General features: G+C 42.8%; 17 protein-coding genes and 1 riboswitch. Of the genes, 3 read left to right on the forward strand and 14 right to left on the reverse strand.

The window, feature by feature from the left end; genetic code table 11:
* Window positions 1-33: 33 nt before the first annotated feature.
* The 4 genes from NR125_RS17270 to NR125_RS17285 all read right to left on the reverse strand — a co-directional run bounded on the left by NR125_RS17270 (window position 34) and on the right by NR125_RS17285 (window position 5,296).
* On the reverse strand, window positions 34-2,244 hold the full coding sequence (locus NR125_RS17270; protein WP_256815815.1) for a cell surface protein: 2,211 nt from the start codon (window positions 2,242-2,244) through the stop codon (window positions 34-36).
* 120 nt (window positions 2,245-2,364) lie between these two features.
* Window positions 2,365-3,747, reverse strand: a complete 1,383-nt coding sequence (locus NR125_RS17275) for a S41 family peptidase (protein WP_256815816.1) — start codon at window positions 3,745-3,747, stop codon at window positions 2,365-2,367.
* A gap of 105 nt (window positions 3,748-3,852) precedes the next feature.
* Entirely contained in the window at window positions 3,853-4,179 is a 327-nt protein-coding gene (locus NR125_RS17280) for a hypothetical protein (protein WP_009332091.1), read from the reverse strand.
* 112 nt (window positions 4,180-4,291) lie between these two features.
* A complete protein-coding gene (locus NR125_RS17285; RefSeq protein WP_034296140.1) occupies window positions 4,292-5,296 on the reverse strand; it encodes a hypothetical protein in 1,005 nt (334 codons plus the stop codon).
* Between the two features lie 269 nt (window positions 5,297-5,565).
* Between NR125_RS17285 and tagU the strand changes: the two genes are divergently transcribed.
* Window positions 5,566-6,492: a polyisoprenyl-teichoic acid--peptidoglycan teichoic acid transferase TagU gene (gene tagU, locus NR125_RS17290; protein ID WP_009332093.1), complete on the forward strand. Its 927-nt coding sequence runs from the start codon at window positions 5,566-5,568 to the stop codon at window positions 6,490-6,492.
* Window positions 6,493-6,611: 119 nt separating this feature from the next.
* On the opposite strand, the gene NR125_RS17295 is transcribed toward tagU, so the two are convergent.
* The 3 genes from NR125_RS17295 to hutG all read right to left on the reverse strand — a co-directional run bounded on the left by NR125_RS17295 (window position 6,612) and on the right by hutG (window position 9,600).
* Window positions 6,612-6,842 (reverse strand): hypothetical protein, encoded by a 231-nt coding sequence (locus tag NR125_RS17295; RefSeq protein ID WP_009332094.1) that lies wholly within the window; start codon window positions 6,840-6,842, stop codon window positions 6,612-6,614.
* Between the two features lie 152 nt (window positions 6,843-6,994).
* A riboswitch (cyclic di-GMP riboswitch) is annotated at window positions 6,995-7,078 on the reverse strand.
* A gap of 338 nt (window positions 7,079-7,416) precedes the next feature.
* On the reverse strand, window positions 7,417-8,625 hold the full coding sequence (gene gltS, locus NR125_RS17300; protein WP_009332095.1) for a sodium/glutamate symporter: 1,209 nt from the start codon (window positions 8,623-8,625) through the stop codon (window positions 7,417-7,419).
* Between the two features lie 15 nt (window positions 8,626-8,640).
* Window positions 8,641-9,600: a formimidoylglutamase gene (gene hutG, locus NR125_RS17305; RefSeq protein WP_071156279.1), complete on the reverse strand. Its 960-nt coding sequence runs from the start codon at window positions 9,598-9,600 to the stop codon at window positions 8,641-8,643.
* Between the two features lie 129 nt (window positions 9,601-9,729).
* Between hutG and NR125_RS17310 the strand changes: the two genes are divergently transcribed.
* Entirely contained in the window at window positions 9,730-10,611 is an 882-nt protein-coding gene (locus tag NR125_RS17310) for a LysR family transcriptional regulator (protein ID WP_009332096.1), read from the forward strand.
* Between the two features lie 141 nt (window positions 10,612-10,752).
* The gene (locus NR125_RS17315; RefSeq protein WP_226280652.1) at window positions 10,753-12,174 is read left to right on the forward strand and encodes a YfcC family protein; all 1,422 of its coding nucleotides are present in this window, start codon (window positions 10,753-10,755) and stop codon (window positions 12,172-12,174) included.
* A 152-nt stretch (window positions 12,175-12,326) separates the two neighbouring features.
* Here the strand turns inward: NR125_RS17315 and NR125_RS17320 are convergent, their stop codons facing one another.
* The 7 genes from NR125_RS17320 to NR125_RS17350 all read right to left on the reverse strand — a co-directional run bounded on the left by NR125_RS17320 (window position 12,327) and on the right by NR125_RS17350 (window position 22,762).
* A complete protein-coding gene (locus NR125_RS17320; protein WP_009332098.1) occupies window positions 12,327-14,333 on the reverse strand; it encodes a penicillin-binding transpeptidase domain-containing protein in 2,007 nt (668 codons plus the stop codon).
* Window positions 14,334-14,452: 119 nt separating this feature from the next.
* Complete coding sequence (locus tag NR125_RS17325; RefSeq protein ID WP_009332099.1) at window positions 14,453-15,715, reverse strand: PTS ascorbate transporter subunit IIC; 1,263 nt, start codon at window positions 15,713-15,715, stop codon at window positions 14,453-14,455.
* Window positions 15,716-15,836: 121 nt separating this feature from the next.
* Window positions 15,837-16,106 (reverse strand): PTS sugar transporter subunit IIB, encoded by a 270-nt coding sequence (locus NR125_RS17330; protein WP_009332100.1) that lies wholly within the window; start codon window positions 16,104-16,106, stop codon window positions 15,837-15,839.
* A gap of 13 nt (window positions 16,107-16,119) precedes the next feature.
* A complete protein-coding gene (locus NR125_RS17335) occupies window positions 16,120-18,237 on the reverse strand; it encodes a BglG family transcription antiterminator (protein ID WP_256815819.1) in 2,118 nt (705 codons plus the stop codon).
* A gap of 224 nt (window positions 18,238-18,461) precedes the next feature.
* Window positions 18,462-19,952 (reverse strand): argininosuccinate lyase, encoded by a 1,491-nt coding sequence (argH, locus tag NR125_RS17340; RefSeq protein ID WP_256815820.1) that lies wholly within the window; start codon window positions 19,950-19,952, stop codon window positions 18,462-18,464.
* A gap of 15 nt (window positions 19,953-19,967) precedes the next feature.
* The gene (locus NR125_RS17345; RefSeq protein WP_019380725.1) at window positions 19,968-21,659 is read right to left on the reverse strand and encodes an ABC transporter permease; all 1,692 of its coding nucleotides are present in this window, start codon (window positions 21,657-21,659) and stop codon (window positions 19,968-19,970) included.
* On the reverse strand, window positions 21,656-22,762 hold the full coding sequence (locus NR125_RS17350) for an ABC transporter ATP-binding protein (RefSeq protein WP_256815821.1): 1,107 nt from the start codon (window positions 22,760-22,762) through the stop codon (window positions 21,656-21,658). Before NR125_RS17350 ends, NR125_RS17345 begins: the two co-directional genes overlap by 4 nt.
* Window positions 22,763-22,768 lie beyond the last annotated feature (6 nt).

The raw sequence follows: 22,768 nt of genomic DNA on the forward strand, positions 1-22,768 counted from the left end.
CTCGCCTTGAGAGTTCGGCCATTTTCTATTATCTTATTGTGTACTTAACACCCACGCATTTCCATTAAAAGTAGCTTTAACAGATCCGGCGAGCTTATTCCCTGCCTTATCAAATAATTCCTCATCATTGTAAAGAACCGTATCGCTCGTTTCCGTACCTTCTGTTACAAAAGACCACTTATGCTGCTCCGCATTGACAGTTGCGGATTTCAGCGTTCCTGTTCCTGTGTAAGTAAATAGGGCGTTGGCCTGAGTCTGGTCAAGTTCTGCGCTCTGGATAGCCGTAAGCTTTCCGGCTGAGTCTTTGTAATAAAGGGCTTCAGAGGCTGTAATCACAGGTGCCCCAGCAGTTCCTGAAACCGCCAGTGTTGGTACAGTTTTATCAATTTCAAACTTAAGGACACTTTTGTTGCCTGCAAAATCCGTTGCAGTCACCTCATAAACACCCTCATCTGTTAACGGTGTGGCTAATGTATATCCCGCTATTGCTGCACCATTCTTGGTAGCTGCAACAGAGGCTACATCCGCTGCTTTAGTTGATACAGTTACTGCCTGATTGACAGCAGATTGATTAGCAGCGCCCTCTAAAACAGGAGCCGTTTTATCAATTGTAATCGGGATCGATTTCACGATTCCGTTTATTTTCACAATCAGTGATGCTGCATCACCGTCTTTACCGGTAACGGTGATGTTTTCACCGCTCGCTGTGAAGACTGACTCCTGGCTGGTAAATAGCTGGGCACTTACGCTTTTCAAATCAGCTTCATTACCGTATTGATCTTTTGCTGTGAAGTAGCCGGCATCGATTAATGCATCAAAATTGGTGTTTTCGCTCAATAGAATCTTTGTTTTCCCGGAAGCCAGTCCAAATTCTGCCACAGCAGAAGCGGATTTCACTTCGATTGGAAGCTTATACTCCATTTCATTCCATGTCACGATTAAATTAGCCTTACCCGGTGCCACTGGTGTGATTTTCCCTGTAGTATTTACGACAAATTTTGTTACATCTGATGATTTAAACGTAATGCCAGGGAACTGGCTAAGCTCCAGCTTTTCCCCTTCATCATCGCCGATGATATCTCCATTAAACGTCATCGCCTCAACTGGTGTGAACTGGTAGGTTTGTCCTGTTACTGTATAGGCAGCATCCTTGCCTTCAGCATTTAGGATTTTTCCTTCTTCCAGGCTGTAAAGCTGATTTCCATCCTTCACTTCTATCGTTTCTTCCAGGATCAATTCGTTTGTTTCACGGTCGAAGAGCTGGATTTTAACAGGGCCCGTTTCTTTAAGACCCTCTTTTTCATATGCCGGCGCAAGAGATCCAAGGTCTGTGAAGTATCCCTTGTCATCTTTAATAATAAATGCATTTTCCACACCATCGATGAACAGCTCATTTCCTTCACTGTCAAAGAAGCCAATCATACCATAAGCGGTCATTCCAGGCAGATCGGTTACATAATAAGCATCATCATAAAATCCAATTTCGGCAACATCCTCAAGACCATCCGTATATGAAGCAATAATTTCTCTGTAACGGTATTCAAGCAAGTCATAGAGTTCTTGATCCTCAACATACTCCAGCCACTCATTTACATTTTTATCGTGTTTTACCACTTGGTCAAAATCTTCCTTCTCCAGTGCTGCTACATATCGATCCAATTCGATATGAATGCTTACAGGGTAAAGTGCCTGGAACTTGGCATCCTCTGCAGGTGCCTTGTATGTATCAAGGATTGCCTGTCTTGTAGACTGTCCATATACACGATATAGGATAACAGCTTGCTTCTTTATTTCATATGAAAGTTTATGATAAGCGGCTGTCGCTTCTGCCATTTTTCCTTCATCCAGATATTTTTCCATTTCCGCTGTGCCTTTTAGAAGCTTTTTCCCTGAAGAAATGGCATCAATATATGCTGCTGTGCGGTCGATATACAGCTTTACCGTATCCAGCCTTGCACTCAGCTGCACTTTTTGTTTTCCAGATAATTTATTGACTGCTGCTTTAGCTGCTGCGTAATCCTTTTTCGCCTTGTTGTATAAAGTCCATGGCTGTGTAACTGCATCCGCATCATAATCAACCGAAGTTGCCCGGATAAGAGGCACTTTATTCTGCTCCGCTTTTAAAACAAGATTTTCCACCGCTGAAGCTGCCTCTGTCTGTGCCGGGTTTACAGCTGCGAAAGCTGAAGCCGCAATGGCTGCTGCTCCTGCCAATTTGATTGTTTTAGTGATTTTTTTGCCCACTTGTTTATTCCACCTTTTCTATGATTTTGATAAACTTCCAAAATTTTTATCTGCTTCCAGAATATCTTTATCATAATTTGAAATTTTGCGAATTGCATTATGATAATATTGGAAATTTTGTTATTGGACAGTCACTTCCAAGTAGATGCCTTCATTCATCTTCCGGTCATTTTTCCCAGTCCAATTTGGATGAATGACCAGCAGGTATTTGCCTTTTGAATCAAGAGGTTTCTGCGGAACTATTTTTATTGTTTTTTCATCTGTGATGTTTACCTCAACGGCTGTTTCACTGCCGCCGAGCTCGATCAGCTGAACATCGCCTTTCTTTAAACTGTCCCATTGCATGCCGGCATTCATTTTTACTGTGAAGGTCTTGGTTACGGGAACATCTTTTAACATGGGGAACTTCCTGTATCCCTTAAGCCCGCTAATCAGCTGATCACGGTGTGAGATGAATAGTTCATCGTCGGCAGCTGTTTCAATATCCGGAGCAACGCCAATTTCATGTACCGGAGATCCCTTTGGCGAGAAAAATTTGGCGGTGGTCAATTTGAGAACACTCTGATCACTTAAAGTAAACAGTGATTGCATAGAGCCTTTTCCGAATGTGTTCTGTCCATAAAGAACAGCTCCTTTTTGCTCCTTTACGGAAGCGGAGACCATTTCTGATGCGCTCGCACTATTTTCATTGATTAATAGATGTACCGGAGAGGCGAAGCCCGCCGGCTGCCGGATTGCGTGATAGACCTGAGCCTCATCTCCTTTGTACCTCAGCTGGAAAGCTTTCGTAACCCCCGGAAAAAAGCCTGCTGTCTCCTGGGCTGCGGAAACATAGCCGCCGCCATTATTGGTGATGTCAAAGATCCAGCCATTTGCAGGCCCCAGCTTTTGAATGGCAGCCGTAATATCCTTAGAGGCATTCATGGCGAAGCTGTTTAAGCGGATATAGCCAATATTCCCTCCTAGCATGCGGGCCTCCACGTTTGGAAGCTGGATCACCTTTCGCGGAACGGTTACTGTTTGCAGGCTCTCTGTTTCACTATTGATATAAGTGAGTGTGACACTGGTATTCTCCTTTCCGCTTATCAATGAAATCGCGGTCTGAACGGACTCACCCGCAAGACTGGTTCCATCAGCCTTCACCAGGATATCCCCCGGTCTCAGTCCGGCGGCTGCGGCAGGGCCTTCTGGTATGATCGACATGATCCGGATCCCTTTTTCGCTCTCCTCTAATATGACGCCAATGCCAACCAGCTGCTGTTCAATGGCATTCGTAAAATCCGCAAACTCTTCTGCTGACATATAAACAGAGTACATATCCAGGTACCGCACCATTTCCTTAATCGATGGTTTTGCCAAAACCCATTCCGGCAGCTCTTCCACATAATACTCTTTGATGAGCTCCCTGGCTTCTTCAACCGGCTCCGCATATGCTGATGCAGCAGAGATATTAAAAAATAGAAACAGAGCCATTAAAACAGAAAAGTATTTCTTTATCGGCATGCTTATCCGTCCTCCCATTACTAAATTCTATTTATCTTATCGGATGTGAGGATGATCTTTTGCAGTGAAAATAGCCCTCTCAAAGGAGAAGGCCAAATCAATTCATTATTGTACTTTGAACCAAAGCTCATCATCCCAGCCGCGGTTCCAGACGATGTAAGGATTGGCATTGGCATCAACAACAAACGGGACCCATCCTTCGGTCTGGCCGCCTTTATAAAGCTCCTGCAGTTCAGGGCCTGGCGGAACAATGCCGATGTAATGGTCATTCAGTGCGCCTTTTTGTGTTACCGTATCAAACATGGCCTGGCTGACCGTCCAGGAGTCAAATGTTTTTCCTGCATACTCAATTAATTTAATTTTGAATTCAGCAAGAATATATTTCTTTCCTGCAGGTGGAGGTGAGTTGAACATATTTGCCTGTTCGATCATGGTCCTGACACTTTATTTGGAAAAATCCAAGTTTATTTGCAGATTTCAGTTTTCAATTTGCATTGTTCACATTTGCCTGCTAAAAAAACTCTCCATATCGGAGAGCACTTTGCTAAATTTCAGTTATATCCAGCGTGTAAAAGTCTGGTCGTTCCCAGGGATTTTCTCCATTTTTATATAGCAAAACTGTGTATTCAAAGCCTTCAAACTCAAAGGTTACGATTCTTGTTTCCTGGTATTTAAGCGGTTCATCAAGGAGGTAAAGTTCTTCCTGAAGATAGTCGGCCATGTCAAAAATTACGATCATTGTTTCCTGAAAACCGTCTTCTGTGTTCAATCCTTCAATCATCGGGCCTTCAAAATAGTATTCACTTAGTAAGCTCAATTCAGAAGAAAGACTTACAATATCCGATTGCAGTGCCCTCATCGCATGCTCAGGGGTGATTTTGTCCAGCATGCTGTTGGCTTTATCCAGATAATTGATCATCAAGTAGATATCCACTTCATCCTTTGACATTTCCAGCTTTGCTTTGTCCACGAGATCTTTGACTGTGACAAAATAGGCGACCTTGCTTTTCAGCTGTTCAGCCGGAAGCTTGTATTTAGCCAAAATGGCTTCGCGGGTTGACTTGCCATATACTCTGTACAGAAGAATTGCCTGTTTGCGGATTTCATACGAAAGTTCATGGTATAGGTCATCCATGCGGATCATATAGATTTCTTCTTTAATCAGATACCTAAGCTCATTGGACAGCTTTTCGATTTTTTTGCCGCCATTCAATGCATCAATATAGGCAACTGCCCGGTTAATTTGGAGCTTCACATTTTGATCAAGCCGTTGCTGAAGCGCCGCTTTTCTTGAGTCCTTTAATGAATTAACCGCCGTTTGCGCCGTGCTGTGAACCGTTTTTGTACTGTTGAACAATTTCATATCAAGCATGGCGAGTGTTTTATTGTATTCAACAGAAATTTGCCATTTTAGCGCTCCAGCCAATTTTTCTGCCTGGACCACCAGCTTTTCCGCCTGGCTGTATGTGTAGGCGGCTTCTGTTTTTGGAAAAGGAAAACCTGTAAAAAGTAAGATTACTATCATCATTGAGGCAAATATGCGTTTCACCCGTACACTCTCCTAGTGCAAATTATTTAATGCTTTTTAACATAGATTCAATTCCATTTCTCAAAATCTGTACTCAATCCTCCTCCTTTTAACTAAACTGATAATAAATTCCACTCGATTATATTCCCGGATATCTTTAAATTCTATAGGTAAATAAAGACAAATCTAACCTCGAAAAACTCTTCTTGCAACGGGACATTCAGAATAGTTCTTTTTCTTTATATTTGTGGTATTATCGAGCTAAAGCTCTTAATTTGAGGTGATATCATTTGACTGGCAAAAAGGGACGGAAGAAATGGCCGCGCGTTTTAGCGCTGGTTTTTATCTTAATGATAGTAAGTGCATGTGCGTACGCATTTTATGTATATAACTCTCTGACTTCTGCAGTTGATACGATGCAGGAGCCCATTCAGCGGGAGAAATCCGAGAAGCGTGAAGAAACGATCACCTTAAAAGAAAGAGAGCCGTTTTCGGTCCTAATGCTTGGAGTGGACGAGCGCCAGGGAGACAAAGGCCGATCGGACACGATGATTGTGCTGACTGTTAATCCTGACCTGAAATCAGTAAAAATGCTGAGCATCCCCAGAGATACCCGGACCGACATTATCGGGCATGGGACAGAAGATAAAATAAACCATGCCTATGCTTTTGGCGATGTCGAGATGGCCATCGATACAGTAGAAGATTTCTTAGATATCCCTATTGATTACTACATTAAAATGAATATGGCCGGCTTCAAGGATATTGTGGATGCTGTCAATGGGATAGATGTAACAAACGAAACAGACTTTAACATGGGGAAGTTCCATTTTAACGAGGGAAGCATTCACCTTAACGGAAGCGAAGCATTATCTTATGTGCGGATGAGAAAGAATGACCCGAATGGTGATTTTGGCCGCCAGCAAAGACAGCGGCAGGTAATCCAGGGTGTTATTAACAAAGGGGCGAGCTTTAGCTCCCTGACTCGTTTTGATGACATTTTTGCAGCGCTGGGCAAGAACGTCAAAACTGATATTACCTTTAATGAAATGATGGACATTCAAAAAAATTATAAAGACACAAGAAATAACATTCAGCAGCTGACTATAGAAGGCGATGGCCAGTATTTCGGAGACATCTGGTATCTGATTGTGCCTGATGAAGAAAGGCAGCGGGTTCAAGGTGAGCTGAAGGATCATTTAGGATTACCCCAATAAATAATAAACAGTGCATTCCTGATGGAGATGCACTGTTTTTTTATTGAAAACATGCAGGGAGGGATTGTTCTGCAGAAGCTTTCAGGAAGATAAAACTGGAGCGTTAGAAGTAAACTTAATTACACAGCGGCTGCGTTTCCCCTTGTCATCTTGCCGTATGCTTCAGAAAGGTTCTTCAGGCATTCCTGCCTTAATCTTTCATGACAAGAGAAGTCATATAGCAATTCATTTTCAAGTTTAGATGCAATCGTTTTCAGATTTTTAAGTTTAGGCTCTTTTAAGCGATTATTTGTCAGATAAGCTTTAATCTCCTTTTCAAAGTATTCCACCGTTCCAAATTGTACACTCAATAAATTCTCCTCCTATTATTAGATTTTTCAGTCATTAATTCGTTTCCCTATCTAAACATTAACAAACCTCTAAACCGCAAAGAGGCCTGCCAAAAGGCAGACCTGATGTCTGGTTACAATGAGTTTGAGTTCTAATTATAGCTCCCAATTACACCTGCAACCCGACTATCATAGTCTATGACCTTAGACTCGTGGCTTTGCGTCCTTACTTTTCAATAAGTTTGCCGATTATCCAGTTTTATTACTATTATATTAAGACTTTTATGCTAGTAAATTCAATAATTTTTGTTAAATTCTATTAATAATAGTTCTTAAGTCTTATTAACTTCTGAAAGACTCCTTATTTAATTACACCTTATTTAGTTTCTTATTTACAGGTCCTCCTCTTTCTCTTCTATTTGCAGCTTTTAGACAGAAAAAAAAAGAATACAAACGAGATTCGTCTGTACCTTTTAAAAACATATAACTATTTCAGCATAATATTCTATATCTGCTTATAATTTCCTGGAGCCTCCAACCCTTATTACCTGTTAATTCCGCTATGTTTTTTATCCGCCAAAAGGTTCAGTCTTTATTATTTTAATAAATTTATGCTTGTAATAATGATTGGCATGGCGAATACATCGATAAGGAACGCGCCAACAATTGGCACAATTAGAAAGGCTTTTGGGGATGGGCCAAAGCGTTCAGTAATGGCCCCCATATTGGCCATTGCATTGGGAGTGGCTCCAAGGCCATGACCAGTGAAGCCTCCCACCATAACAGCAGCATCATAATCTTTACCAAGTAACCTAAATAGAACAAATACTCCTGCAGCCACAATGAATACAACTTGAATCAAAACAATCATTAACATCGGAAGTGCCAAACCCGCCACTTCCCAAAGCTTAATACTCATTAATGCCATGGAAAGGAAAATGCCAAGAGTTACATCACCAATTAAGCTAATACTCTTCATATCCACAATACTTTTATTAAAGCTATCCAGAATGTTTCTGACTATAACTGCTACAAACATTGCTCCAACATAGCTGGGGAGTACAAAGCCTGTAACGCTGGAGAATAGCTCACCTAAATAGGAACCGGCAGCCATACAAAAAGTTATGATTAAGATCTGGACCATAAATTTTTGGGAATTGAATTCAAAGGCAGATTTCCCCTTTACGTCTTCATTAGCCGCTGCCACCTCTACCGATGCATCAGCTTCAGATGGATTCAAATTGTACTTCGTAATAAGATATTTAACTGTAGGTCCTCCGACTAAACCTCCAGCAATTAACCCAAATGTAGCTGCTGCAAGGCCCACTGAAAGTGCAGAGTCTACTCCTAATTCCTCAATTGTTCCGCCAAATGCAGTGGCAGCTCCATGCCCCCCTTCCATGGACACAGCACCAACCATTACCCCTAATAAAGGGTCAAGCCCTAAAACACTGGCCAGAGAAATTCCAATAATGCTCTGGCATAATGCCAATACTCCACACGCAAGCCAATATATTACCAGCAGTTTCCCGCCGAGCTTTACCAATTGAAAGCTCGCTCCCAGCCCGACCGTCGTGAAGAATGCCAGCATGAATAAACCTTGCAGTGAAGTATCCAATGTTATTGTTATAAGTCCTGTCTGTTTTAATATTGTTACTAGAATAGCAAATAACAAGCCGCCAACCACTGGTGCAGGAATGCAAAATCGTTTTAAAAATGAAACTTTATTAACCAGGAATCCTCCACCTATGAGTAGAGCAACCGCCAAAAAGATGGTGGTAACATTATTTAATGCCAAGTCCATATTGTACCCCCTAGATTATTTATTAAAATTCATAAGTCCTTCCTTTATGAAATGTGCTGCTAATGCAATTGTTTTATTGTCATTATCAAAATCAGGATTAACTTCACACACATCAAAGGAGATTGTTTTCTCCTTTGAAACGATATACCTTATCAACTCCCGCACTTTTTTCGGTTCAAGGCCAAATGGGGAGGGTGCACTTACTCCAGGAGCAAAAGAAGTATCAATGACATCTGTACATAATGTGAGAATAAGATTGTCATATTTTGAAGCAAAATCATCCAGCTGCTTTAAGACACCGGAAGTATCCGGGGATGACAGCTGCTCCTCCACTATATAACTCACATTATACTTACGGGCTGTCTCAAATAAGGCTGCCGTGTTTCCAAGTTTTTGAATGCCGGCGGCTAAGTATCCGCAATTTTGATCCTGATCCAAAATCTGCTTAAACATCGTGCCGGAGGAAGTTTGCTGTCCGTACGGCCTCATATCAAAATGTGCATCAATATTAATGATTCCAATACTCGCATCAGGTCCTAAATACTCCCTGGCCCCGAGATAGTGGCCATAAAAGGTCTCATGTCCGCCGCCTATAATTAAAGGAGTTACTCCTTTTTTTAATAGAAAGGAAACGGTTTTTCCAAGCTCAGCTTGAGCCTCTTCCATGTTTTGCCCAACACACTCAATATCACCTGCATCAAACACTTTTGTATCCCCCGGCAAATGCCAGGGGAGTTTCGCAATAGCCCGCTTAACTTCTTCCGGTGCTTTTGCCGCTCCTCTCCTGCCCTGATTCCTTCTAACTCCTTCATCACACTTAAAGCCAATTAGGCCAAACAATTTGCCAGTTTCCACTTCCTTAATTTCAGCTGTTAAATCCAGCAACTTTACCTGCTGATGAACCCGATAACTAAGAGGGTCTGTTTCACTATCAATTCTTCCGCACCAATGATTTCCCGAAGGCTTAATATACATAATTCCTCCTGCTGTTTATAAATTCTGAATTTTTATCCTACAAAAAGTATATTTAAGTTAATATATAATTACCAATACCAAATTTATATATATTAATAGTTTTTAGCTATAAATGAGAGGTGTATACAATTGGATCTTCGGCAGCTTCGTTATTTTACCACCGTGGTACAGGAAAAAAATTTCTCTAAAGCAGCTGGAATACTTCATATTTCCCAGCCTTCTTTAAGCAGCAGCATTATGAAATTGGAAAATGAAATAGGGATTCAGCTTTTGGAAAGGAACACGAGGAGCTTAACTCTTACCGAATCCGGAGAAATCTTCTATACACGTGCCATGGATCTTATCAAAAGGCATGAATATATGTTAAAAGATCTAGAAGAAATTAGACAAACAGGAAGCGGCATGATCTCAATTGGATTGATTGAATCGTCTAAATACTGGATACCAAAAACAATAAAACAATTTAAAGAAAGGTATCCTAATATTGAAATACATTTTAAAGAACTGCTTGGACACAAACAGGTTATAGAGTCTCTTTCCAATTATGATGTGCATATCACGATCACCAACCAGCTGATTCATAACAAGGAAATAGAAGTTATTCCTATTTATATTGAAAAACTTCTATTGGTCATGCATAAAGATGACAGGCTTAATGATCTGAGTTCCATATCTTTGAAGGATCTTACGGAACATGACTTTATTATCAGCACAGCCGGCTTTCAGACGAGAGACGATGTTTTAAATGCATTTCATCATGAAAATCTTACTCCAAATATTAAATATGAAATTGAGCGTTTAGAAACAGCCTGCAGTCTGGTTGAACACGGCCTAGGAATTGCTATCCTTCCGGAAAGCTATGTTAAATATTACTCTAATCCAAATCTTGTGACCCGCTCTATTAATTCAGGGTTTCTCCAGCGGCCAGTATATATTGCCTATTGGAAAAATCGAAATCTAACACCGGCAGTGTTTCATTTAATAGAGAAAATGCAGAGCCTTTTTGTTTGAAATTTACAATCAGATTGACCCGATAAATTCTAACAATTTGAAATATTATACACAAAACTTTATAATAGACAACAGCTTCGCTTTTATATGGTAATACTGCAATTGTATAAAGAAAAAAACAAATGGAGGGATTTAAGAATATTGAAACCACAGACAATGCAAGAAACAGGATTAGAAACTAATCAGCAAAAAAAGTGGGAGATGCCGGATACTTATGTTATCCTCTTCGCTGTTTTATTAATGGCAGCAGCAGCTACATACATCGTGCCAGCAGGAGCATTTGAGAGAGAAATAGTCGATCAGGTAGAACGAGTCATTCCAGGTACATATGCAGGAACAGAGGGTAATCCAACTGGCTTCATGGATTTATTCTTAGCACTTCAGAAAGGAATGGTTCAATCTGGAGGGCTGATATTTCTTGTTCTATTTGCAGGCGGAGCCTTTGAGGTCGTGGAACGGTCAGGTGCTATTAAAGGAGGCATTTTGCGTGCGGTTACTAAGACTCAGGGAAAAGAGTTTTGGCTTATTGCTATTGTATCTATCTTATTTGCATTGGGAGGAGCCGTTGGAGCAGTAGCCAATTCGGTTATCCCTTTTGTCGCCATCGGACTTATTATCACACGTGCCCTCAAGCTTGATGCGCTTGTGGCAGTTTCCATTACTTTCGGGGCCACTTTTGCCGGCTTTAATGTCGGGTTCCTGAATCCCTATACAGTTGGCATCGCGCAATCGATTGCTGATATCCCCTTATTCTCCGGAATGGCCCTAAGGCTTATAGCATTTGCTGTGATTGTGGGTGCAACCATTCTCTACACCTGGCGATATGCCAAAAAGGTCCTTGCAGATCCATCTAAAAGCCTGGTCGGAGTATCAATTGAAACATCCTCTTTAGACGATAACCTTGAATCCCCTTTTACAGCCCGGCATAAACTGATTCTCAGCTTTGTAGGGTTCTCACTGCTGTTTTTTATTTTTGCCACCATTCAATTTAAATGGACTATTGATCACATGGCTGCCTTTTTTATTATCATTGGACTTATTTCAGGTATTATTGCAGGTATGAACTATAATCAAGTTGCATTAACCTTTTTGGAAGGCTGCCAAAAGCTTGTGTACGGAGCTTTAATTATTGGCGTTGCCCGAGCCATTCTTATCGTCATGGAAAACGCCAGCATCCTGGATACATTTGTTCACGCGCTGTCCATTCCTCTGGAAGGATTCCCCCCCATACTGGCGACAATTGGTATGTTTGTATCCAATGCTATTCTAAATTTCCTTGTTCCATCCGGAAGCGGGCAAGCAATGATATCCATGCCTATCCTGGCACCTCTGGCAGATATGATTGGCATCACTCGTCAAGTTGCGGTCCAAGCCTACCAGTTTGGAGATGGATTCACTAATAGTATCTTTCCGACATCCGGTCCACTCATGGCCAGCCTTGCCGTAGCCGGGGTACCCTGGATCAAATGGGCAAAATGGATGATGCCTCTCTTTCTGATCTGGTGTGTAATCGCTGTTATCATGCTTAGTATTGGGGTACTGATAAATTGGGGGCCAGTTTAAAATGAACCGGACTTTCCGTTCGGATTTCACTATTTTGTTATACAAAGCTCTTTCAATTTCGATGGTGTATGTTATTCAATCCATCCAGGCCACAAAAAAAGTGTCTGCACTCTATCAGGGTACAGACACTTTCCATACTTCTTTATTGATTATTAAAACCGCCCTTTATGCTCTTCAAAAACCTTCTTCACTTTCTCCACTACAACTTTCGATCCGCCGCTGTTTTCAACGCCCTCCATCATCATCGCGATGAGGAGCTTCGGTGACTGCGGGTTGTAGGCAACAAACAGGCCATTTTCCTGCCCTTTTTCGTTTGCACTTTTTTTCAGCTCAGCTGTCCCTGTTTTCCCAGCCAAAGGGTAATCTTTCATATAAGCCGTCCGGCCGGTTCCGCTTGGATCCTGGATGACTTTAGCCATTGCGGCTGCCACCGTATTCGCAGTTTCTTCGCTCATCACGCCTTCTTTTAGTACCTGGCTTTTTTCCTCTTCTTCCAGAAGAACAGGTTTGATCATGGATCCCTTATTGATGAAAGGTGTGTAAGACGCTGCAAGATGGACAATGCTCATTTCCACCTGGCCCTGGCCGTAGCCCGAATCAGCGAGCAGAATCTCTGTGTCCAGGCCGCCAATCTTGGATGGTTCAAGCGGGAACGCGTATGGAATTTCCTCTTCAAACGCAAATTTCTTGAGCTCTGCTGAAAACTTTTCTTTTCCCAGCTCCAGGGCTTGCTGGGCAAAATAGATATTATCCGAATACATCATCGCTTTTTCAAAGTTGACCGGCCCGCCGGGGTCTTTAACACGAGTGACTTTATAGCCACCCCATGAACTGTCTTTTTGCCATTGAAGGCCCTTAACATTAATCGTTTCATCAAGCGTTAATGTTCCTTCTGTCAGTCCGACTGCGCCTGTCAGCGGCTTCATCACTGAACCTGGCGCATAGGTTTGCTTAAATCGTGTCAGAAGCGGCATGTCCTTATTGCCTTCAATTTCCTTCCACTCATCAGCTGTAAACCCGAGTGAAGCCTGGTTCGGATCAAAGCTCGGGCTGCTGACGAGCGCCAGCGTATTTCCTGTAATTGGGTCAATTGCTGCTGCGGTTCCCGGCTTTCCTCCCAGCTCTGTGTAGAGTGACTTCTGCAGGTTCATGTCGATGGTAAGCTGAATAGTTTCACCGTTCTCTACCGGTTTTTCAGAGAGGACCACTTCAGAGCCGTCCTTCTTTTGGATGCCGATTTTAATTCCGTTCGAACCCTTCAAACGCTCCTCAAGCACCTGTTCGAGTCCTCTTTTCCCAATTATATCAGTACTTGAATAGCCTTCACGCTCTTTCATTTCATCAGCTGTAATCGTTCCAACATATCCGATTAGATGGGCTGCTGATTCCCCCATCGGGTAGACTCTGCCTTTGACATCCTGTTTCAGGACACCTTTTAGTGCGAACACTTTATCTAATGTTGTCCTATCATCCGGGGAAACCTTCTTAATTGGCACAAAGTAACCTGGCTGCACCCAGCTTGCATTCAAGCTTTTATTAATCTGCTCTTCTGACATTCCCAGGGCTGCTGACAAACCTTTGACAGTCTGCTCCTTCTGATCACCCATTTGTTCTGGAACAACACCAATTTCATATAGGGTGCCGTTTAAGGCAAGCGGGTCACCTGTTCGGTCCACAATATCTCCGCGCTGCGCTGGAACAGTTGAATAGCTGATTTTATCCTCTGGCCCCAGCTCCGGGAAAATATAAGTCGTATCCCAGGCAACAAACCAATTGTCTTCCTCTTCCTTTTCCTCCTTTACAAGCTTGGCATCATGGGTAAATTCAATCTTGCCGGCTGCACTATCCATGCTTGCTGAAAAAGGAAAACTTGCATTTTCTTCTTTTTTGTATTCCTTTTCCATATCCGGCTTGTATGTTACCTTCAGATTATCTATCTCTAAATCCTTATAAATCTTTTCATAACGGGCTGCAAAGTCCTCTTTGCTGATTGACTGCTTCGCATCCTTTGACAGGTATTCGTACATCTTCTCAAACTCCTGCTTATTCCAATGCTCCACATACTGCTTAAAGCGATCCTGCGGCTTAATTTCCTTATTGCACCCGCTCAACGCGGCCAAAACCAGGACAGCAAAAACAAAAAACAAAACCTTTCTCATAACTCACCCTCCCTATTACTATATTATCATTTAATTGGAGAAATTTCCTAGCGACAGGCGAACTTGCCGAAAAACAAAAGGGGACTCCACATCAAAGTGAAGTCCAAATAATTAATAGTTTAAGAAAAAAGTTTTATAAGGAAGCTCAATAAAATCCCCACAACCCCAAAGTCCGAGTCTCCAAAAGTAGTTCCTTCAAACCCTAGAGATCCCAGAACCGGCAGCAATAAGGCCGGAAGGAATGAGATTAATAGACCGTTAGCAAATGCTCCGATCATTGCTCCTCGTCTGCCTCCAGTGGCATTTCCGAAAACCCCTGCCGCTGCACCTGTGAAGAAGTGCGGAATCAGGCCTGGCACAATTATTTTCAGGCCGAATAATGGAAGAAGGAACATGGAAAGCAAACCAGCTACGAAGCTGAATAGGAATCCGATAATAACTGCATTTGGAGCAAAAGGGAACACTGCCGGGCAATCAAGGGCAGGCTTCGCATCTTTTACCACTTTATCAGCGATTCCTTTAAAAGCTGGAACGATTTCTGCAATCAGCATCCGCACACCGGCAAGGACTACATATACACCAGCTGCAAACGTAATGGCCTGCATGAGCGAGAATACAAGGAAGTTAACTCCGCCGCTCAATTCAGATTCTACATAGCCTTTTCCGGCGATCGGCGCCACAACCAGGAAGAGAATCGTCATTGTGAGAGACATCGCAACAGATGTATCGCGCAGGAATCCAAGTGATTTTGGCACTTTGATATCCTCCGTCGATTTGGATTTATCCCCTACACGCTTTCCAATAAAGCCGGAAACAAAGTAGCCGAAAGATCCAAAGTGGCCGACAGCTATGCTGTCATTGCCAGTGATTTCGCGTACATACGGCTGGACAAGCGCAGGCATGAATACCATTAATAATCCTAGAATAATAGAACCGATAATGATCAATGGAAGCCCTGTTACTCCGCCAGTTGCAAATACAGCTGAGATAAGGCAAGCCATGAATAAAGTATGATGGCCGGTAAGGAAAATATATTTAAACGGTGTAAAACGGGCAATTATTATGTTCATGACCATCCCGAAAAGCATGATCATCGCAGTTTCTTTCCCAAATGTCTGCTGGGCAATTGCTACGATCGCTTCGTTGTTCGGAATAACGCCCTGGATATGAAAAGCCTTTTCAAACATTTTTCCGAAAATATCAAGTGAGCCTATTAAGATGCTTGCTCCTCCATTCAGGATGAGAAAGCCCATAATCGTTTTAAGCGTACCTGATATGACATCGGCAATTCCCTTCTTCTGCAGAAGCAAGCCAAACAAGGCGAATAAACCAACCAGAATGGCGGGCGTGCCCAGTATATCATTCATGATAAAATCAAACATGTTTACCCCTCCTTTTAAATCCTCTGTATCTATCTTTCATCTAACAGTTTTTCAGGTTATACTATATTTGTTCTTTTTATTTTTCAGCGGGCGAGTCTATCGCCTGCTCTTTTTTTCTCTATTATGATAAATGGGATTCCAATGCAGCTTTTAGCTCGTTTTGGTCAAGGATGTTTGTCAAACCAATGATCGTTCTTGTTCCGTCATCCAAAGTGGAAATCAGGTCTTTAGATCCCAGATAGATATCCGCTTTTTCAGATTTAGCCGTAGTTAAATCAGTATGTGAAACATCTGCTTCCACTCCCAGTTGGCTTAAAACTGTTTTCACATTCATTTCTACGATAAAGCTGCTTCCAAGTCCGTTTCCGCATACTACTAGAATTTTTTTCATTTTAATTTCCTCCTTAGTCTTGTGAATATTGATTAATAATTTCTAATACGTCAGCTTGAGTATCAGCATTCTGCAGTTTTTCAAGGTTATCGCTGTCAGACAGCATTTTAGACAGCTGGGATAATGCTTTTAAATGGGTTTCATTATCGATGGCTGCCAGCACAAAGAATAATCTTACCTGATGCTCCGGCTTTTCCGAAAAAGCACAGCTTTCCTTTAATTGCAGAAAGCTCATTCCCAGCCTGTTCACGCCAGCTTCAGGGCGGGCATGAGGAAGGGCAATTCCAGGCGCGATGACAATATATGGTCCCATTTCATTCACGTTTTCAATCATGGCATCAATGTAATGCTGGCTGATGGATTGATCGGCCAATAGCGGCTGTGACGCCATTTGCAGTGCTTCCTGCCAGCTTGCAGCCGAATCTGCAAATTGAATTTTATCGGCGGTTAGAACTTCATTTAACATTGGCTTTTGATCCACCTCACTTTTTGCTTCTTTATTTGATTGATAGTAGACTTTTAATTCCTGGATCAGCATGCTTTCGTCATTTATATCTGCATGCTTCCGGATAATGTCCATCAATGCGTCGATGTTTTCTGATTTCGGCCTTTTTTCTGATGCCTGAACCTGCTTAAGCAGAGATTCCTTCTCAGACGGGTTAAGAATCGGATTTACAATAAACACCGGTACATGTTTCCGGGATACTGGCGTGGTCGAAATGACAAAGTCCAAATCAGCCAGGGACGCTTTCTCATATTCACGGACGGTGTATACATTCGCCACATCGACAAACGGCATGAGATCTTCAATTTGTTTCTGAAGGATTCGGGACGTGCCGATTCCGCTGGCACACACCACAGCCGCTTTTTTGCGGGCTTCCACCCTGACGCCTTCTTTATCAATCCATCCTCCAAAGTGCATCGCAATATAGGCCGCTTCATCATCAGATACTTTTTTGCCCAGCACGTATTCAAAGTGATGAACCACTTTTTTGGTTAGGATAAACAGATCCTGATAAGACTCCTGTACAGATTTGGATAATGGATTCTCCAGTTCGATCCCATATTTGATTCGGAAGTAAGCCGGCTTTAAATGAATCAATAAATTCCGTTCAAGCTCCTTCCGATTTTGAAAAAATACGCACGCATATTTTTGAAAATCATCGACCATTCTTACTGCCATTGATTTGAGGATATCAAGGTCCTGGTCTTCCAGCTCATGTGTATCATAGTCGCTTATTTTCGCACCTAACAGGTAGGTTGCAAGATAGCAGGCTTCATCATCGGGAACCTCAAGATGGAAACCGCTTTCAATTTTCCGGCAAATAAATCGAGCAGCGGTGTACTCTTTTGTTTCTTTAATGACCTGTTTTTCAACAGGATCCATCTTGATGTATTTTTCCTGGTTAAACCTTTTGATGAGCATAAATATATGGGCACTCAGCGTCTCCATTACTTCATCTGTGTAATGAACACCGGAAAATGATTCACTTTCATTCAAAATTTCATAGATCGTTTCTAAATCAATACGCTGAAACATTTCAGGTGACAGTCCAGGCGTGTCCTGGATGGTTAACTGAACTTCGGATAATAGATCATTCCAGCCGCGATTGGTTAAAACCTGTGATAGGCAGTAAATCAGCATTTTCCGCTTATCCTGCTCCTCACCGGCAATAAAGTAGCCAGAAGATTTATGGAAATTCAACTGAACCTGGAACTGGTTAAGCTGCTTTTTTAATTCCTTGATATCTGCCAGAAGCGTACTTCTGCTGACACCCAGCTTATCCATCAGATCCTGCAGATAAATGGTTTTCTCGCGGGTCAGGATGAGTATGGCAGTCCAGGCCATTCTTTCTTTTCGTGAAAACTCATAACCGGCAGCTTTATCAAACGAATGCAGCCGCTGTTTAATCTGCTGCTTTTCTTCTTCATCGAGAAAAAATCCAGCAGCACGGATATACTTCAGCTCATCTAACCCCTGGTCTTTGAGCCAGCTATTAATTTTGTCAACATCATAATAAACGGTCCGCTTGGAAATCTGTAATTCTTCCATAAGCTCCAGTGGAGAAACATGTGTAGGCGCATGGACCATTTTCGTCAAAATCGTCATGCAGCGCTGGTCAAGAATCATCGGGAGCGCTCCCTCCTTTACCTGATTCTATAATAGTAAGTTTGCAAAAAGCCAGACTCTAAATTCATCGAATTGTCTGCTTACTACGTATTATACTCCTGTATTACACAAATTGAAGTCCGAATTCTGTAATGTGGTTTTTGCAAGGATTGGACTCATATTAGCAGGGAATAAAAAAAGCGAACTCGCCATTGGCGAATTTCGCTTTTAAAAAACAACAATAGTCAAAATCTAAAGTTAATCAAGCTCTCCCGCTTCTCCTTAAGTCCTCTCACAGTCCCCTCATAACTCAGCAGATCCCCTGTGAGGATTTCATTCCGATCCTTGATCATTCTCGAGACCTCATCCGGATTCGGTCCTCCCTGAAGGCTGCGGATCTGCACAAAGTATTCAGGAGAAATGATTTTCTTCCACTCTTCCTCTGACAGGGCAACAGGGACATATCCCTGAATGACTTCATTTACGTCCGCCACTTTCCAGTCGCACAGTTCTTTCTGATCCTTCACGGTTTGTTTTGAAATATAGCTGGCAATGGAGTGGGCTTTCCTGAATGGAATGCTGTAGTCTCTTGCCAGGGTGTCGGCCAATTCTGTGATTGTGATGCACGACTTTTTCGCCATCTCTTTCGCATGGTCTTTATTGACTTTTAATGTGGCAATCACGGCGTACATCAGCTTTAATACCCGATTGGCATTCGTAAAAGCGCGATACAGATGAGGCTGGAGATCATCCTCTGTATCAACGATATCCCCAAATGGCGTATTATGAACCATGTTCATGGCTGCATATGCTTCACCGTAGGCGCTGCTGGCAATGGATCTGGAGTGCTCAATGGAAACCGGGTTCCTTTTTTGAGGCATAATGCTGCTTACCTGCACGTAAGGATCCGCCACCTGGAAGGTGCCAAACTCTCTTGTTACATGCTGAAGGAAGTCCTGGATCCACCGGCCGGTATTCACCATGCAGGTCATCAGGGCTGATGAGGTTTCCAGCAGGTAATCTGCTCCCGCAATCGAGTCATACGAGTTTTCAATAATTCCTTCAAATCCCAATAGGTCACGGGTGCGGTCCCTGCAAATCGGAAAACCGGTCGTCGTAAGAGCCGCTGCACCGAGCGAGGATTTGTTAACGGTTTTATAAGCAGCCCAAAGCCGTTTAATATCCCTTTGGAGAACATCATAAACGGCCAGGAGATAATGCCCCAAAGTGGTCGGCTGGGCCGGCTGTGTATGGGTATAGCCGGTCATATAGGTCTCTTTATGCTCTTCAGCCTGCTCCAGCAATGCCTCACTAAGCTGATAAGCACTTCCAAGGAGCTGCAGCAAATGTTCTCTAAGCACCAGCCTGTACATCGCGATCCCCATATCATTCCGGCTCCGGGCAATGTGGATTTTTCCGGCCAATTCATCGCCAATCTCTTCTCCTATTTTCGCTTCCATCATAAAAAAGAGATCTTCAAATTGAGGCTGGTAGGATAATGAGCTGGTGTCTGACATTGCCACTTTATTAATTCCTTCCAGCATGGTTCTTGCTTCTTCTTCAGGAATGATCCCCTTTTCTGCCAGCATGATCACATGTGCCCGATGAATATCGAACATGACATGGAACAGATAGTCCCGCTGGTCATTAAAAACGGGCATCAGCAGTTCTTCTGCATATGTTTTGCCGGGAAAGACAAGGCCTTCATTTTTAATAAACTCTTCTAATTTGCTCATTTTTTCAACTCCGTTTTAAGACAATGATTTTTCAGCCTTAACTCCAAAAAACTTGTTTGATATGAACAGAACCAGTGCGATTAAAGTAATCTGGATCATACCGTAAGCTGCCGCCTGGCCCATATTGAACATTCTCAGCTGATTCATAATCTCGATGGAAATAGGGCGGTTTGAAAGGGTATACAGCAATACCGAAGTCGGAAATTCACCGACTGACTCAACAAATGCCAGTAATGTTCCTGATAAAACCCCTGGCATAATAATCGGAAGGATTACTTTTCTGAACGTATAGAACCACTTTGCCCCAAGGCTTCTTGAGGCTTCTTCTATGGAATCATCCAATTGCTCCAGTACAGCATTGGTGGATCTGACGACCAATGGAATATGGCGGATAAAATAGGCCAGAGGCAAAATCCAGAATGTGCCGACGAGAATGTTGCCAAATGAGAAGATGGTAGGCTCATTAAAAGCAAAAATCAAATTCATCCCGATAACGGTAGCCGGCAAAGCCCATGGAATCATAACTAAAATATCCACAAAGCTTTTTCCGACAAATTTCCGTTTAACGAGCACATAGGATGCCAATACCCCAAAGACCAGGTTCCCTGCTGTAGCGATAACCGACAGGATCAAGCTATTTTTCAATGGCCTGAATATGTTCGGATCCTGGAACAATAAACGATAATTTTCAAAATTAAATACCGATGGATAGGTCTGCCACGTCCAAGTTCCGTCCGGTACGAGCGATAGAAGGAGAATCGTGAAATGCGGAAGCAGCAGAATGATGACTCCCACGATTCCTGTAAAGACCAGTATCCACTTCAAAACAGGATTATTGACTTCACTGCGATGGGCGCCAATTCCTTTAGATGCCATCCGGTAATCCTTGCGGTTTTGGTACCAGCGCATAAACAGCAGGAAGCTGATCGATACAACCGATAATATAACCGATTGTGTGGCGGCCACTTCCATATCGCCATTAATCTTCGAAAAATAAATCTGCAGGCTCAGCACCCTGAATCCTCCTGCCAGGAGAAACGGCGCACTGAAGGATGCCATTGAGATCATAAACACCAATAAAGATGCGGCTACAATAGCCGGTGTCAATAATGGAAAGGTTACTTTCCAAAACACTTTAAAACGATTGGCCCCCAGATTGTACGCAGCTTCTTCAAGAGATGGATCAATTTTATTAATGGCTGATGAAACAGTCATATAGAAATACACATACATAGTATATGCATGGACGATCAAAATGCCTGATATACCGCCTATTTTGAAAGGCACTTCATCCAGCCCGAATAGGTCTTTAATGGCATTGGGAATCAATCCGGTTTCCCCATACAGGAACATGAACGCCATTACCCCTACCAATGACGGCAGGACGATCGGCATAATGGCAGCCGATGCAAAGAAGCCTCTGCCCGGAAAATCATACCGGTTGAAAATGAATGCCAGCGGGATGCCGATCAGTGCACTGGCCAGGACACTTAATACCGAAATATATACAGAATTCCACAGGGCTTCCAGATTGGTCTTGGATTCCTGGGTAAAGAAGTCACTGTAATTCCCGAACGTCATGCTGCCTTCTTTTTGAAGGCTCTCCATTATGGTGCGTAAAGAGGGGTATAGAACATAAGCTATGAGAACCAGCAGGACCGGAATAAGGAGGAGCAGAGTCAGCCTTGTATCCCGATTCTTAATCATGATGCATCACCAGTCACCACAGGAATGATCCGCATCTGCTCTTCAGGCAATTCCACCCAAACCTCTGCACCCGCCTGCAGGTTTCTGGATAAGCCGCTATTCAGGGCATTCACCTGGAGCTTAAGGCCTGCAGCCCTGACCACAACATTGATGAGGGAGCCAAAGAAATGAACTTCCTCAACCATTCCTTTGAAGATATTTTTCCCTTCCGTCTCTTTTTCCAGTATTTTAATAGATTCAGGACGAATGGATAACGCCAGGTTCCCTTTGTTTTCCTGATTATAATTAAATGGGGCATTCCGGACGGAAAGCTCACTGGCACTTTCACCGTTCTGCACTTGTACAAGAATGTTTTCATCTTCTATCCTGCTGATCTTCACAGGAAGCAGATTGATTTCCCCGATAAACCCCGCTACGAAATCATTGGCTGGTTCATTATAGATTTCCGAGGGTGTTCCCACCTGGTGGCAGACCCCAAAGTTAAATACCGCAATCCGATCGCTCATGGATAGAGCTTCTGCCTGATCATGAGTAACATAGATGGTGGTGATATTATAATCTTTTTGCAATCTCAGTATTTCGCTTCTCATTTCATCGCGCAGCTTGGCATCCAGGTTACTGAGTGGCTCATCCAGGAGCAAAATCTCCGGTTCAATCACCAATGCCCTTGCCAGCGCGACACGCTGCTGCTGACCTCCGCTTAACTGGCTCACCTGACGATCGGCGTACTGCTTAAGCCTCACCTTTTGCAATACAGCCTTGACTTTTATATTGAGCTCCTTGGAGCCAAGTTTTCTAACCCTTAATCCAAAAGCGACATTCTCAAACACCGTCATGTGAGGAAAAAGGGCATAGTTTTGGAAAACCATGCCCGTATTTCTCTTTTCAGGAGGTACACGCGTCATATCCTTATCGCCGAAACGGACAACACCTTTAGTAGGATAATAGAATCCAGCAATCATCCGAAGTGTGGTGGTCTTGCCGCATCCACTTGGTCCAAGGAAGGTAAAGAATTCCCCATCCTTTATATCCAGATTTAAATGATCGACTGCAATAACCTTTCCAAAGGCTTTTTGGACATTATCTATGTTTATGGACGCCATACCTAT

Source organism: Cytobacillus sp. Bac17, from assembly GCF_024519925.1.
Taxonomy (GTDB): Bacteria; Bacillota; Bacilli; order Bacillales; family Cytobacillaceae; genus Cytobacillus; species Cytobacillus pseudoceanisediminis.

Bases quoted from the DNA above. Each gene is read 5' to 3' on its own strand.
- NR125_RS17275 (WP_256815816.1), bottom strand. From the start codon at position 3,747: ATGCCGATAAAGAAATACTTTTCTGTTTTAATGGCTCTGTTTCTATTT.
- NR125_RS17280 (WP_009332091.1), bottom strand. From the start codon at position 4,179: ATGATCGAACAGGCAAATATGTTCAACTCACCTCCACCTGCAGGAAAG.
- gltS (WP_009332095.1), bottom strand. From the start codon at position 8,625: ATGGACTTGGCATTAAATAATGTTACCACCATCTTTTTGGCGGTTGCT.
- hutG (WP_071156279.1), bottom strand. From the start codon at position 9,600: ATGTATATTAAGCCTTCGGGAAATCATTGGTGCGGAAGAATTGATAGT.
- NR125_RS17320 (WP_009332098.1), bottom strand. From the start codon at position 14,333: ATGAGAAAGGTTTTGTTTTTTGTTTTTGCTGTCCTGGTTTTGGCCGCG.
- NR125_RS17325 (WP_009332099.1), bottom strand. From the start codon at position 15,715: ATGTTTGATTTTATCATGAATGATATACTGGGCACGCCCGCCATTCTG.
- NR125_RS17330 (WP_009332100.1), bottom strand. From the start codon at position 16,106: ATGAAAAAAATTCTAGTAGTATGCGGAAACGGACTTGGAAGCAGCTTT.
- NR125_RS17335 (WP_256815819.1), bottom strand. From the start codon at position 18,237: ATGATTCTTGACCAGCGCTGCATGACGATTTTGACGAAAATGGTCCAT.
- argH (WP_256815820.1), bottom strand. From the start codon at position 19,952: ATGAGCAAATTAGAAGAGTTTATTAAAAATGAAGGCCTTGTCTTTCCC.
- NR125_RS17345 (WP_019380725.1), bottom strand. From the start codon at position 21,659: ATGATTAAGAATCGGGATACAAGGCTGACTCTGCTCCTCCTTATTCCG.
- NR125_RS17350 (WP_256815821.1), bottom strand. From the start codon at position 22,762: ATGGCGTCCATAAACATAGATAATGTCCAAAAAGCCTTTGGAAAGGTT.